The organism is Streptomyces sp. B15 (assembly GCF_018070605.1).
GTDB lineage: Bacteria > Actinomycetota > Actinomycetes > Streptomycetales > Streptomycetaceae > Streptomyces > Streptomyces smyrnaeus.
Map to the genome: position 1 here is coordinate 49,081 of NZ_JAGPXJ010000012.1, position 13,259 is coordinate 62,339.

At 69.8% G+C, this 13,259-nt stretch carries 8 protein-coding genes and 1 pseudogene; 5 read left to right on the top strand and 4 right to left on the bottom strand.

What is annotated here, in order from left to right:
• Positions 1-7,248 (bottom strand): non-ribosomal peptide synthetase, encoded by a 7,248-nt coding sequence (locus KBY19_RS08425; RefSeq protein WP_210965508.1) that lies wholly within the window; start codon positions 7,246-7,248, stop codon positions 1-3.
• 936 nt (positions 7,249-8,184) lie between these two features.
• Between KBY19_RS08425 and KBY19_RS08430 the strand changes: the two genes are divergently transcribed.
• Together KBY19_RS08430 and KBY19_RS08435 are read left to right on the top strand one after the other, a co-directional pair.
• Positions 8,185-8,373, top strand: a complete 189-nt coding sequence (locus tag KBY19_RS08430) for a hypothetical protein (RefSeq protein ID WP_210955591.1) — start codon at positions 8,185-8,187, stop codon at positions 8,371-8,373.
• A 181-nt stretch (positions 8,374-8,554) separates the two neighbouring features.
• Positions 8,555-9,298, top strand: a complete 744-nt coding sequence (locus KBY19_RS08435) for a VCBS repeat-containing protein (protein WP_210965509.1) — start codon at positions 8,555-8,557, stop codon at positions 9,296-9,298.
• A gap of 127 nt (positions 9,299-9,425) precedes the next feature.
• Here KBY19_RS08435 and KBY19_RS08440 read toward each other — a convergent pair.
• Together KBY19_RS08440 and KBY19_RS08445 are read right to left on the bottom strand one after the other, a co-directional pair.
• Positions 9,426-9,629: pseudogene (locus tag KBY19_RS08440) on the bottom strand (VOC family protein); the annotation flags it as partial.
• Between the two features lie 13 nt (positions 9,630-9,642).
• Positions 9,643-10,230, bottom strand: a complete 588-nt coding sequence (locus KBY19_RS08445) for a GNAT family N-acetyltransferase (protein WP_210965510.1) — start codon at positions 10,228-10,230, stop codon at positions 9,643-9,645.
• A 172-nt stretch (positions 10,231-10,402) separates the two neighbouring features.
• Between KBY19_RS08445 and KBY19_RS08450 the strand changes: the two genes are divergently transcribed.
• Positions 10,403-11,278: an IS5 family transposase gene (locus KBY19_RS08450; RefSeq protein WP_210965511.1), complete on the top strand. Its 876-nt coding sequence runs from the start codon at positions 10,403-10,405 to the stop codon at positions 11,276-11,278.
• Between the two features lie 21 nt (positions 11,279-11,299).
• Here KBY19_RS08450 and KBY19_RS08455 read toward each other — a convergent pair whose 3' ends face one another.
• Complete coding sequence (locus tag KBY19_RS08455) at positions 11,300-11,719, bottom strand: MarR family transcriptional regulator (RefSeq protein ID WP_247690759.1); 420 nt, start codon at positions 11,717-11,719, stop codon at positions 11,300-11,302.
• 124 nt (positions 11,720-11,843) lie between these two features.
• Between KBY19_RS08455 and KBY19_RS08460 the strand changes: the two genes are divergently transcribed.
• Both KBY19_RS08460 and KBY19_RS08465 read left to right on the top strand, forming a co-directional pair.
• Positions 11,844-12,716, top strand: a complete 873-nt coding sequence (locus KBY19_RS08460; RefSeq protein WP_099885950.1) for an alpha/beta fold hydrolase — start codon at positions 11,844-11,846, stop codon at positions 12,714-12,716.
• Positions 12,717-12,809: 93 nt separating this feature from the next.
• Entirely contained in the window at positions 12,810-13,256 is a 447-nt protein-coding gene (locus KBY19_RS08465) for a hypothetical protein (protein ID WP_099885949.1), read from the top strand.
• Positions 13,257-13,259 lie beyond the last annotated feature (3 nt).

Sequence of the window (13,259 nt, forward strand, 5' to 3'; positions counted from 1 at the left end):
TCAGCTTTCCTTACTGGTCGGGTGAGGGTGAGGTGCGGGGCGCGCGGTCCGGTCGAGGTGTGAGGCGAGGACCGGGCCGATCAGGGCCAGCGCTTCGGGCCGGGTCATCTGGTGGTGGCCGACGGCGACCTCATGGGTCTCGATCCTTCCGGTGATATACGGCTGCCAGGCTCGCGGGTCCCAGCGCTGGGCGTCGCCGTCGAGCGTGGCTGCGAAGACCAGCAGGTCCCCGTCGTACGGCTCCGGAACGCAGTCGGGCATCAGCCGGGCCAGGTGCGTTGCCGTATCGAGGACGGTCCGCACCTGCTGGGGCGCGAGTCCGCCAAGGGCGCTGCCCTGGACGCGAAAGGCCTCGACGATCCGCTCCGGTGTGAGCGGCTTGGCGGCGAGCGCTTCCTCGTCGCAGCCGAGGACACGGACCAGCACGTCCTGCTCGGACAGCGGCGCGCGCTCGTGGGGGGCGAGTCCGGTGAGCGGGTAGGAGTCGAGGACGGCGAGCAGGGCGGTCCGCTTGCCGCGCCGTGCGAGTTCGGCCGTGAGCGCGTGTGCGATCAGCCCGCCGGCGGACCAGCCGAGCAGTTGGTACGGACCGTCCGGCTGCACCTTGAGCATCTGGTCCGCGTAGTCGGCGGCGATCTCCTGGAGCGACGCCGGCCTGGCCGTGGGGTCCGTGAGCCCGCGGGCCTGGAGCGCGTACAGCGGCTGGTCCTCGTCGAGGTGTTTGGTCAGACCGTGGAAGGACCAACTGATGCCCGTGGCCGGGTGGACGCACCACAGCGGCGTGCGCCTGCCGTGCGGGTGCAGCGGGAGCACCACATCGAACGCGTCGTCGGGCGTCGTCGGTCCGCCGAGTCGTTCGGCTAGGGCGGCCACGGTCGGTGCCTCGAACACGGTCGGTACGCCCATCTCCGCGCCCAAGGTTTCACGCACGCGTGTCACGAGCCGGAGGGCGAGGAGGGAGTGTCCGCCAAGGTCGAAGAAGGAGTCCTCCGCCCCGACCTGGGGGACTCGAAGAACCTCCGCGAACAGCTCTGCCAGCAGCCGCTCGCGGGAGTTGCGCAGCGGGCGACCGGCAGCACTGGTGGTGCTGAGCTCCGGATCGGGGAGGGCGGCGCGATCCAGTTTCCCGTGCGCGGTCACCGGGAGCGTGTCGATCGGCACGAACGCCGAGGGCACCATGTAGCCGGGCAGCCTGGAGGCGGTGTGCGCGTGCAGGTCCGGCAGGGGCGCACCGTTGCGGGCTGCGGGTACGACGTACGCGACGAGCCGGTTGTCCCGGGCCACCACAGCCGCGTGACCGACCTGAGGGTGCGCACTGAGGACGGTCTCGATCTCGCCGGGTTCGACGCGGTGGCCGCGGACCTTGACCTGCTCATCGGCACGGCTGACGAACTCCAGGTTGCCGTCCCCGTTCCAGCGGACCAGATCGCCGGTCCGGTACATCCGCGTCCCGGAGGGCCCGTACGGGTCGGCCACGAAGCGCTCGGCTGTGAGGGCGGGCCGGCCGAGGTAGCCGCGTGCCAGGCCGACACCGGTGATGTACAGCTCTCCCACCACCCCCGGTGGCGTCTGACACAGCGCCGCGTCCAGGACGTACACCCGTGTCCCGGCGACCGGCCGTCCGATCGGCGGCGGTGCCGCCGCCGGCGTCAGCGGCTCGCTCATGGTGGCGCACACCGTGGCCTCGGTCGGACCGTAGGCGTTGACCAGTCGGCGCCCCGGCGCCCACCGCGCCACCAGCTGGGCGGAACACGCTTCGCCGCCGACGGTGAGCGTCGAGGCGGACACCCGAGCCGGATCGGCTGCCGCGAGCACGGAGGCCGGAACGGCCGCGTGGGTGACCTCGATTTCCGGATTCGTGAGGGCGGACAGCAGATCGGCGCCGGGCGCCTGCACCAGCGTGGCCCCGGTGAGCAGGGCGCCGCACACGTCGCTGATGGACACGTCGAAGCTGGGCGAGACCAGTTGCAGGACACGGCTGTCGGGGGTGATGGCCAGTGCCCGTGCCTGTGTGGCGGCCATGGCGGCGATACCGGTGTGGGAGACCACGACGCCTTTGGGCCGGCCGGTCGATCCGGAGGTGTAGATCACATAGGCGGGGTGCCGTACCGACAACGGCACGGAGCGCTCGGCGTCGGTGGGATCGGCACTGTCCATGGCCTCCAGTTCGGCCGACACCGCGGGATCGTCGACCGGTACCACGGACAGATCGGCTTCTTGCGGCAGCCGTGGTGCCACTGCGCTGTCGGTGAGCACCACGACCGGGGCGGTGTCCCCCAGCATGAACGCGATGCGCTGTGCCGGATACGCCGGGTCGACCGGCACATGGCCGGCTCCCGCCTTCGAGACCCCCAGCAGCGCGACGATCCATCGCACGGAGCGCTCCATCACCACGGCGACCAGCGACTCCGGGCCCGCGCCCCGCTGCAGCAACAGGCGCGCCAGCCGGTTCGCCCGCTCGTTCAGCTCCGCGTACGACACCTTCTCGTCGCCGCACTCCACGGCCACCGCGCCCGGCGAACGCTTCACCTGCTCCTCGAACAGCCGCGGCAGTGTCCGCTCCGACACCGCCTCCCGGCCTGCGCCCCATTCCTCCAGCAGCCGACCGCGCAGTGCCGTATCCAGCACCTCCAGCCGGCGCAGGGGCGTCTCCGGCGCCGTCTCCAGCGCGGTGAGCAGGCCTTCTGTCGCAGTGAGCAGCATGTCGCACACTGCCGAGGCGTCGGCCGGTTCGGCGGCGTCGACCGTGATGTCGAACCCGGTCCCGGTGGCGTCGACGGAGGCCGTCAGCGGCACGTCGGTGGCCTCGCCTGCATACAGCCATTCAGCTCCGGCCAACTGGGCGTGTACGGCCAGCTCTTCGGCCGAGACGTGCCGGAAGTTCAGCAGCGAGGTGAACAGGGGCCTCCGACCGACGATTCCGCTCGACCGTACGGCCAACGCGAGAGGCGCGTGCTCGTGCACGAGGAGATCGGCCAGTTGTCGGTGCATGCCCCGGACCGCGTCCTCGACGCCGACTCCGCCGTCGCGTACGCGTGCGGGCAGTGTGTTGATGTACAGGCCGGGACCGCGGTCGGAGCCCGCTCCGCCCTGCAGCCGTCCGAACAGCACCGTTCCGAAGACGACGTCGTCGTGGCCGGACGCCGCCGCGACCACTCGTGCCCACGCCACGTGGAAGAGAGTCGCCGCACTCACTCCGAGCCGGCGCGCCTGCTCATGCAGCCGTTGGACCACCTCCGGCGCCACAGCCCGCCGTACGCTGCTCACCGCGGTGCCGTCCCCCACCTCCACCAGCCCGAACGGCGTGGTCGGCTGCTGCACGTCGCCGAGCAGCGAGTCGAAGAAATGCTCGTACTGCTGCGTCGTCATGCGCAGGCGGGCCTGTCCCACGTAGTTCCGGAACGACAGCGGAACGGGCAGCTCCGCCTCCCTCCCTTCGAGAAAGGCCCGCACCTCCTGCAACATGACCTCTAGCCCCTTGTGGTCCTGCACCAGGTGATGAACCTGCAGCAGCGCGAGCCGGTGCCCCTTGCGGGAAGGGTCGGGCGCTGTGAACGCTCGTACCAGTGGCGCCCGCCCCAGGTCGAAGGCGCCGCTGCCCTTGGCGAGGAGGGAGGGGATCGGGTCCGACCCGCTCTCCAGCGTGACCTCGTACACCGGCAGGGTTGCCCGGCGCGCCACGACCTGCACGGGCTCGCGCAGACCTTCCCACAGCACCGCGCCCCGCAGACAGTCATGGCGTTCGATCACCCGCTGCAGTGCGGCCAGATAGCCGTTGAGCCGCTGCTCGGATGCGAAGCCCAGCACCACCGAGAGGACGTACGCCGCGCCGTCGCCCGAGGTGTTGGGCTGCACGTCCGGATGGCCCTCCTCGGACAGACCGGCGTCGTCCGGGCGCATGAGGTCGCGGAAGAGAAAGCCTTCCTGGAGGGGCGCCAGGGGATAGATGTCCTCGATGTTCGCAGCACCGCCCGGCACCCTTGCGGCGATCTGCTGCAACTCCTGCGCGGTCAGCCCGGCCAGGGGGACCATTTCCGGTGTGACCGTCTGTGCCCCTTCCGGAATCAGGCACGGCGGAACAGCCACCTCTTCCTCCCCGATCGCGGCTGCCAGATCGGCCACCGTCGGGGATGTGAACAGCGTGCGTACGTCGATGGCCACGCCTTCCCGACGCAGCCGTTCCACCAGTGCGACCGCCAGCAGGGAGTGCCCGCCGAGTTCGAAGAAGTTCTCGTCCACACCGACGGTCTCCAGGCCGAGCACTTCGGCGAAGCCCGCGCACAGCGACTGCTCCCTGGGCGTGGCGGGAAGACGTCCGGAACCCGCAGCGTCCGCCTCCCGGCCCGGTGCGGGCAGGGCCTTCCGGTCCACCTTGCCGTTCACCGTCAGAGGCAACGCGTCCAGGAAGACCACGGTCGAAGGCACCATGTGCCGGGGCAGCTCCCTCGCCAGGTCCTTCCGCAGCCGCGCGGCGTCCGGTCGGCCGGAGCCCGGCTCGCCGGTTACCTGGGCCCCAGCCCTGGGGACGACATAGGCGACCAGCCGCTTGTCGCCGGGCGTGTCGCCATGTGCGAGCACCGCCACCTGGTCCACCTGCTCGTGCTCGGCAAGAGCCGCCTCCACCTCCCCCAGCTCGACCCGGGCGCCGTGCACCTTCACCTGGTCGTCCGCCCGCCCCACGAACTCCAGCTGCCCTTGGCTGTTCCACCGCGCCAGATCCCCCGTGCGGTACATCCGGTCGCCGTTCCCGAACGGGCAGGCGACGAACCGCTCGGCTGTCAGTCCCGCACGCCCCACATAGCCCCGCGCCACGCCCGTACCCGCCACATACAGCTCGCCCGCGCTCCCGGGCGGCACCGGCTGCAGGTACGCGTCCAGTACGTAGGCCCGCATATTGGCGATCGGGCGGCCGATCGGGACGTCCCCCTCGGTGAGTTCTTCGCCCGGAGCCACCTGGTAGGCGGTACATCCGACGGTGGCCTCCGTCGGGCCGTACTCGTTGGTCACCTCCACCTCGGGATGGGCCCGGCGCCACTCGTGCAGCTGCGCCGCGTGGAGCGGCTCCGCGCCCAGGAGGAGTTGGGCCGTAGGCGCACAGGCTTCGGGTGCCGCCTTGAGGAGCGGAAGGTGGCTGGGGGTGATGTCGAGGAATGCCGCGCGGCTCCCGCCCAGCATGTCGGCCAGTTCGGTGCCCAGTTGAGCGAGGTAGATCCGTCCACCGCAGGTGAGCAGGGCGTGGAAGGCTGTGGCCATGGCGTCGAAGGAGATGGTGTGATGCAGGACCGCGCTGTGCCGTAGCTCGGGGAAGACGTCCTTGCACCGCTGCACGTAGTTCACCAGGCTGCGGTGTTCGACGGCGACGCCCTTGGGCCGTCCCGTCGAGCCCGAGGTGTAGATCACGTACGCGGTGTTGCGGGGTCCCAACGGAGCGCCCCGTTCGGCGTTCGTCAATCCTGAGTCGGGGAAGCCGGCCAGCTCGTCGGCTGTTGCGGCATCGTCCAGCACCAACACCGGTCCGCCGATGCTCTCGGGCAGCACTCCGGCTGACGCTCTGTCGGTCAGCACCGCTGCCGGACGGGAGTCCTCCAGCATGAAGGCCACTCGCTCGGCCGGGTAGGCGGGATCGACCGGCACATAGCCGCCCCCGGCCTTCATGACACCCAGCAGCGCGACCACCACGTCCACCGAGCGCTCCATCACCACGCCCACCAATGCCTCGGGTCCCACCCCCCGTGCCGTCAGCCACCGCGCCAGCCGGTTCGCCCGCTGGTCCAGTTCGGCGTAGGTCACCTCGTGGCCGCCGCCCACCACCGCGACCGCATCGGGGGAGCAGGCAACCTGCGCCTCGAACAACTGGGGCCATGTCGTGTCCGGAAACGCGCTGCTGGTCGCGTTCCACTCCTCCAACAGCCGGCGCCGCTCCCCCTCGTCCAACAGCTTGAGCGTTCCCAGGTTGTCGTGGGGTGCGGCCGCCTCGATCCACTCCAGCACCCTCATGAACCGCTTCGCGTGACTGCGGGTCTCCTGCGGGGTGTAGCGGTGCGGGCTCGCGTCGAAGTTGAGTTCCGCACTCCCGTCGAAGGACCTGTCGTAGAGGGTGAGGGCGAAATCGTCACACGGGCCGAACGAGAGGAGGTGGGCACGTGTGACACAGTCGTCGAAGGCCACCGCGTCGAACGACTGGATGTTGACGGTCATACCCACCAGGTCGCCGCCCTCCCCCACCCGCTTCAGGTCGCGGCGCATCTCCTCGTACCGGTACCGCTGGTGCCGCAGCGCCGCCCGCACACGCGTCGAGGTCTGCTCCAGCAGTTCTCCCAGCGACATCCGAGGACGCACTGTCAGGCGCAGCGGGAGAACGTTGGCCGTCGTCCCGGCCGCACGCCGCTGCCTGCCCCTGTCCCTGCCGAGCACCGGCAGTCCGATGAGCAGGTCCTCCGCGCCGGTGCTCCGGTGCAGAAAGACCGCCGCCGCAGCGATGAACAAGCCGGACAGCCGGGTTCCCAGCCGTTCTGCCGCAACGCGCAGGGCGGCCATTTCCTCGTGCGCCAGATCGCGCGTGTGGCGGAGAGGAAGCGAGGAAGCAGTCGTCACCTCCCGCCCGCTCAGGCTGGTCGCGGACGGTGCGTCCTGGAGCGTCTCCAGCCAGAACTCCCGGTCCTGCGCGTACGCGGACGAGGAGCGATAGGCGGCATCAGCGTCCAAGAGCACCGAGACCGGCTCCAACGGGCCGTCCGCCCCCTGCACTGCTGAACCGCGCAGGATCTCCGTGTAGAGCTCCCCGACCCGCCGAGCGACGAGCGACGAGCCGAAGGCGTCCAACGCCAGATGGTGAAAGCCGTTGAACCAGAAGAAGCGGTCCCGGGCCGCTGTGAACAGCGCTTGCACGAAGAGAGGTTGCTCCTCCAGATCGAGAGGCTTCCGCAGTGCCGCCCGCATCCACTCCTCGGCGGCGCTGCGGGGCTCGGACGTACCGCTGACGTCGACGAGGTGCAGCCTCCAGTCGTCGCAGGGCCGCACGCGCTGGCGCACTTCCCCGCTGTCGTTCGTGCGGAAGCGCAGGTGCAGGCCCTCCGCCTCGCTCACGGCCCGACGCAGTGCCGACTCGAAAGCCCCCACGTCCAACGGCCCGAGGATTTCCAGATACTCGCCCGTGAAGTATGCCGAGCTGCTGCCGGGGACGAGCCGTTCCGCATGCCAGATACCAAGCTGCCCGGCCGTCAACTCGTAGGTAGTGGGTTCAAGCATGCCTCTTCAACCTCTACTGTTCTCTGCTTTCGGACGAGGGATGTGTCAGCCGGGCAGTGCGGCCGTGATCGGTTGCCGGACCAGATGAACGGCGCAACCGCGCGGCTTCCCGCGCGTCTTCCCGCGCTGACGGTGCTCGTGCTTCCGGCGGCTTAGCGCGTATCGGTCGAGGTCGCGCTGCCGGCGGTTCAGGCTCTTCCGCCCGCCCTGTCAGCAGCCGTCCACGACCTGGTGCACCGGCAGTCCACCGAAGAGGGGTGCCGGTTGTCCGCTGTCACGGTCCTCCCACCGCGTCTCGGTGACGACTGCCGGTACAGAACTCTGCGCATCCGGGCGTCGAGGACAAATACGTTCTCTTTTCCTGTTCTCTTTCGCGCAGATATGCGAGTCTCTTTCTGCGCGCATATTCATCGGCCGCATCCCGCATCCCGCAGACGGAGAGGACGCGGGCGAGCATCGGCCGTCGCGCCCTACCGATTTTCACGTTCCGCGTGGAATGCCCGGCCCAAGAAGCCGCCCCACGCGACGCATACGTTCCCCCCAGCGTCCTCTTCCGCCCCAAGAATCCCCGTCAGCCCCCGCTCCGGCTTTCTGGATCAACGCTAGCGAGAGAATCGAGCAGCGAGGACAGCGGCGTTCATTTCTCACCCGATCGAGAGACGTCCGGTGAAAATCGGGTCGACCGTCGGGACTGTCCCGACCCAGGGCGTTGGACAGACAGCTGCCGTGCCCTTCCCCAGGCACTCGCCCCCGGGGCGCTGCCCCCCGGCCCCACAAGGTGCGCCTTCCAAGGACGCCGACGCTCGCGGGGCGCACCCACCGACTCGTGACGTGGATCACATGGGGTCTCGTGAACAATCCCCGGCCGACCGCCATCTCAGTGGACGACCGACCAGTGACCGCGGTCGGGCGCCCCAGGGGAGAGGGGTCCGCGCCGTGTCCGACACCAATGGGGGGCCTCATGAAGACCACTCGCCGCGCTCGCCGTACCGTCCACGTACCGTCGGCCTCGTCGCCGCCGCTGCCGCCGCCACGTTCTCACTGACCGCCTGTCAGGACGGCGGCGGCAAGGACGACGACGACGGCTCCTACTGGAACACCATCCCCGAGTCGGCGATGCAGTAAGGCGGCACCGTCTCCGCGCGGAAGCCGACCGACAGGGCGTTCCGCGGGGCGTCGCCCTGAGCCCGGAGCCCAACCCGGGCGGGGCCGACGCCGTCCCCATCCCGGTGATCCAGGCGTGCGCGCGTGGAGCAGCACCGGCGCACATCCCGACCAACCGCAATGACAGACAAGGAGTCAATAGATGTCTCGCACACGCACACGGTGGATCGCCGCACCGCTCGCGGCGGCAGCCCTGACCCTGACGTACGCCGGCTACCAGGCCGGGGCAGCCGAGCCGTCGGCCCAGGGCGCGGACGTGTCCGGCCGTGCCGCCGGAGCGGCAGCCCCCTGCCTGACCGACGCGACCACGCTGGTCGGCGACCTCGACGGCGACGCCCACCCGGACAAGATCACCAACCCGGAGCACACCGGGACCGGGATGACGGTCCAGTGGGGTGGCACGAACGGCTCGTTCGGCGAGAAGATCCCCGTCAGGAACCTTCTCGGTGCGGAAAAGGGTGAGATCGCGGCCGCCGCGGTCGCCGACTTCGACAACGACGGCACCCTCGACATGGTCGTCAACATCGTCGAGCCGTCCGGCGGAGACGACCCCTCCACCGCTCGCCTCGCCGAGTACCGCCCCGGTCCCCTCGACCGGACGAACCTGCGGTCCCCCGACGCCCGGCACTCCGACATCGGCGAGCACAGCGAGGTCCAGCAGTTGAGCGTCGCCCGCTACAACGACGACGAGTATCCCGACCTCGCCGTCCTCAACAACTCCGGTGACGGTCAGATGGACCGGGACGTACGCCTGTCCCAGCCGGGCGGCGGCCTGGGCGACTACGACTACGAGGCGAAGGAGAAGTACGGCGAATTCGGCACGTGGGCCGAGCCGCCGGCCATGCCCGGCGACGGCTGGAAGCAGTTCTACAAGCCCTGCTCCTGACCACCGCCGAGGGCCGCCGGTTCCCAGGAGAGCGACGGCGCCGCTGTGGCCACAGCGGCGCCGTCCGCGTGCCGCCGCGTACACCGGCACCCCCGAGCGTCCGGGCGCACGACACTGCGGCGGGGCCTTACTTGCTGTGCAGGATCTGGATCAGATTGCCGCAGGTGTCGTCCAGCACCGCAGTGGTGACCGGACCGGCCTCCAGCGGCTCCTGGGTGAAGTGCACCCCCAGTTCGCGCAGCCGGTCGAACTCGGCAGGCACGTCATCCACGGCGAAGGAGGCGGCCGGGATACCCTCCTCGGCCAGCGCCGCCTTGTACGGCCTCACCGCGCTGCCGGCTGCCTCATGGGATGTCTTCGTGGCGCCGCACCTGTCGGCGCTGCTCCCATGCCTCCCGCGTGAGTGCGTACTCGACCTCGCCGTGCCCGGAGCCGGGAATCGCCTCCGGCCAGTCTCCGGCGAAGTGCCGGACAAGGGACAGTCCGCACTTCTCCATCACACGCCGCGACGCCTGGTTGACCGCCATGGTGTTCGCGGTCACCCGCTCCACCGCGAGCTGGGTGAAACCCTTGTCGATGAGCGCACGTGCCCCCTCGGTGGCATGACCGCGGCCCCAGGCGGACCTGCCGAGCCGGTAGCCGAGTTCGACCACGGCCGGGCTGTCCTCCTCCAGCGGCCGGAACTCGAACCAGCCCAGGAACTCCCCGGCGTCCTTGCCCTGCGCGGCCCAGTATCCGCGGGTTCCGAAGCACGGGTGGTCGTGCAGAAGCCGTGGCAGGGTCCGCTCCAGGATGGCAGCGCGGCTCGTGGGCCGACCACCGTTGATGAAGCGCATGACCTCAGGATCGTTGTGCAGCGCGAGCAGGTCGTCGGCATCGTCGGCGGTCAACGGCCGCAACACGAGCCGGTCGGTCTCCAGGAACACGCCCATGAAGCGATCCTGACCGGCTCCGAGCGGGATCGCCACCGGGTTTCCCCGGCGGTCGCCGCCCGTCCGGCTCGCGGCGTCCACGAGTCCCGAGCGGTCACAGAGCCGGCCGTGTGCCGCGGTGTGCTAGGCCGTGTATCGAAAGTGGATCTTGACCTATGAATGATCGTGTTTCATGGGGCGGGGAGATCTCACGGATGAACAGTGGGCTGTGCTGGAGCCGTTGTTGCCGACGGGGACGAAGGTGGGGCGGCCGCCCGTCTGGCCGCGGCGGCAGCTGATCGACGGCATACGGTTCCGTGTCCGGACCGGTGTTCCGTGGCGGGATGTGCCCGTCGAGTACGGGCCGTGGGGCCGGATCTACGACTTGTTCCGCCGGTGGCAGCGGGATGGCACCTGGCACCGGATTCTCACCCGGCTCCAGGCTCTGGCCGACGCGCAGGGGGCGATCTCGTGGGAGCTGAGCGTCGACTCCACGGTGTGTCGCGCTCATCAGCATGCGGCCGGGGCCCGAAAGCCCGGTGACCTGCAGAAGGAACCGCCGGGCGGTGTCCTCACCGAGCCTCGTGATCACGGACTGGGACGCTCGCGCGGCGGGTTCACCACCAAACTGCACTTGGCTGTCGAGCAGGGCCAGAAGCCTCTATCGATCGTGGTGACGGCCGGGCAGCGCGGCGACTCGCCACAGTTCGAGGCCGTGCTGGAGAAGATTCGCGCGCCCCGCGTCGGGGTGGGCCGGCCACGCATTCGCCCGGACCGCGTGCGCGCTGACAAGGCTTACGCCTCCCGCAAGAACCGCGCCTACCTGCGTGGACGAGGTATCCGCTGCACCATCCCGGACAAGGCCGACCAGGCGCGTCACCGCAAGCAGCGCGGCTCCCGCGGCGGTCGGCCGCCGAAGTTCGACCCGGTCGACTACCGCGAGCGCCACGCGGTCGAGTGCGGCATTAATCGCCTCAAAAGGCATCGTGCCGTGGCCACGAGATACGACAAACTCGGGGTTCGTTACGAGGCAACCGTTCTCGTCGCGGCCATCAACGAGTGGCTGTGACCAGCATAGTCGAGATACATCCTAGACCGCTGCCTTCCGCATCCCAGTCAGAAAGCCCCTGACCGCGGCCAGTTCCCGCTCGTCGTATCCCCGCAGCAGGTCCACCGCCCGATCGATGAGCGGTCCGAAGTGGGACCAGCCGAGGGCGACCGCCCGCTCGTCCACTTCGATGGTGACCTTGCGGCGGTCCCGCGCATCGCGCACCCGCCGCACATGCCCGGCCCGTTCCAGGCGGTCGACCAGTGCTGTGGTTCCTGCGGAGTTGAGCCCGAGAGCGGTGCCTAGGTGCCCTGCTGTGGTCTTCTCGCCGGCGCGGGCGGCGTCCATCAGGGCGATCAGCGCACGCACGTCGGTGGGGTGCATGCCGTTGCGCTGTGCGAACCGGGTGCTGTGCCTGCCCAGGTCGACGGCCACCGCGCGCAGCAGGTGGACGATCTCCATCTCGGGCCCCGGCTCGGCTCGTTCGACGAGTTCCTCACCCTCCTGATCGGGCACGGACCACCTCCACGTATCATCTCGCCCAACAAGTATCTTGCTGAGCGAGATAATAGAGGAGTCGCCGTTCATGAACGCTCGCGATACGTACGACGCCGACAACTTCCTCATGGCCTACGACAAGGTCATGACCAAGTGGCCTGCCGCTCGCGAGACGGCGACCGTTCCCACGCCCTTCGGCACGACACACGTCAACGTATGCGGCCCGGCCGACAGGCCCTCGCTCGTCCTCCTGCCCGGCGGAGGGGGCGCAACCTCCGCGTCCTGGTACGCGCAGGCCGCCGAACTGTTCCGCACCCACCGGGTGTTCGCCGTCGACTTGATCGGCGCCCCCGGACGCAGCACTCCCGACGGCGACCGCCGCCCCCGTACGGTCGCCGACCTGTCGGCCTGGCTGGACGCGCTCCTCGACGGCCTCGGAGTGGCCGAGACCGACCTGGGCGGACACTCGTACGGCGCCTGGATCGCGCTGCATCACGCCATGCGCGCGCCCGACCGGATACGCCGCCTGGCCCTTGTGGACCCGACCCAGTGCTTCGCCGGGTTCAGCCCGGCCTACCTGCTGCACGCACTGCCCATGCTGCTGCGGAACACACCCCGCCGGGTCCGCGCCTTCCTGGAGTGGGAGACCAAAGGCTCCGCCCTCGATCCCGACTGGCTCGCCCTACAAGAGGCGGCCGCCGGTTTCCCCTCTCTCCGACCCGTAACCGGGCCGCGCCCGGCACCGGACGCCCTGCGCGGCCTGGACCTGCCGGTCCTGTTGCTCCTCGCCGGAAGCAGCAGGACCCATGACCCCTCCAAGGTGGCCGCCCGCGCCGAGGCGCTGCTGCCACGCGTCGCAACGACCGTGCTGCCGGATGTGTCCCATCACGCGCTTCCGCACGCCATCCCGCCCGAGGCGAACCGTAGCCTCGCCGGCTTCCTGGAACGGTCCGGTGACTGACTCTCAGTCCGCCCCGGGCACCGCACCCTGAAAATCAACCCTCGCTTAGCTCCGCTAATAGCACTTCCGATACTCGGCCTAGGAGTTGCGCACATGGACCTGGAAGACCGACTGATAGGCCACTGGAGCAGCGTCCCGTTCTCCTACGGCGCCATGGAGGCTTCGGAGCTCGGATTCCTCGGCGACGGACGGGGGTGGAGTGCGTGGTTCAACGCCACCGACGCGCTGTGCGTCACGCGCTTCGCGTGGGGGTGTCCGCAACCTGGAGTTCTGGAGCTGCGGGCACAGTGGCTGGTGCAGGGCACGCTCAGCCAGGCGGCGGGCCGCACGGCGTTCTCCTCCACAGAGCGGGCCGAGCGGCTGGGCGATGTCACCCGCCATCCCTATGCCATCGGCCCGGCCGTGCCGATGCCAGGTGCTGAGGCGTTGATGGCGGTCAGCTTCGAAGAGCCGGTGGAGTTCAGCCACCAGTACGCCCGGGGGGTGACACTCATCCGGCCCGAGGAGGATCCCGCCCACCTCGTGCTGCCCCATCGGTAGCCC

Coding starts and splice junctions, on each gene's coding strand:
- KBY19_RS08425 (WP_210965508.1), bottom strand. CDS start 7,248: ATGCTTGAACCCACTACCTACGAGTTGACGGCCGGGCAGCTTGGTATC.
- KBY19_RS08435 (WP_210965509.1), top strand. CDS start 8,555: ATGTCTCGCACACGCACACGGTGGATCGCCGCACCGCTCGCGGCGGCA.
- KBY19_RS08445 (WP_210965510.1), bottom strand. CDS start 10,230: ATGGGCGTGTTCCTGGAGACCGACCGGCTCGTGTTGCGGCCGTTGACC.
- KBY19_RS08450 (WP_210965511.1), top strand. CDS start 10,403: ATGGGGCGGGGAGATCTCACGGATGAACAGTGGGCTGTGCTGGAGCCG.
- KBY19_RS08455 (WP_247690759.1), bottom strand. CDS start 11,719: ATGGAGATCGTCCACCTGCTGCGCGCGGTGGCCGTCGACCTGGGCAGG.
- KBY19_RS08460 (WP_099885950.1), top strand. CDS start 11,844: ATGAACGCTCGCGATACGTACGACGCCGACAACTTCCTCATGGCCTAC.
- KBY19_RS08465 (WP_099885949.1), top strand. CDS start 12,810: ATGGACCTGGAAGACCGACTGATAGGCCACTGGAGCAGCGTCCCGTTC.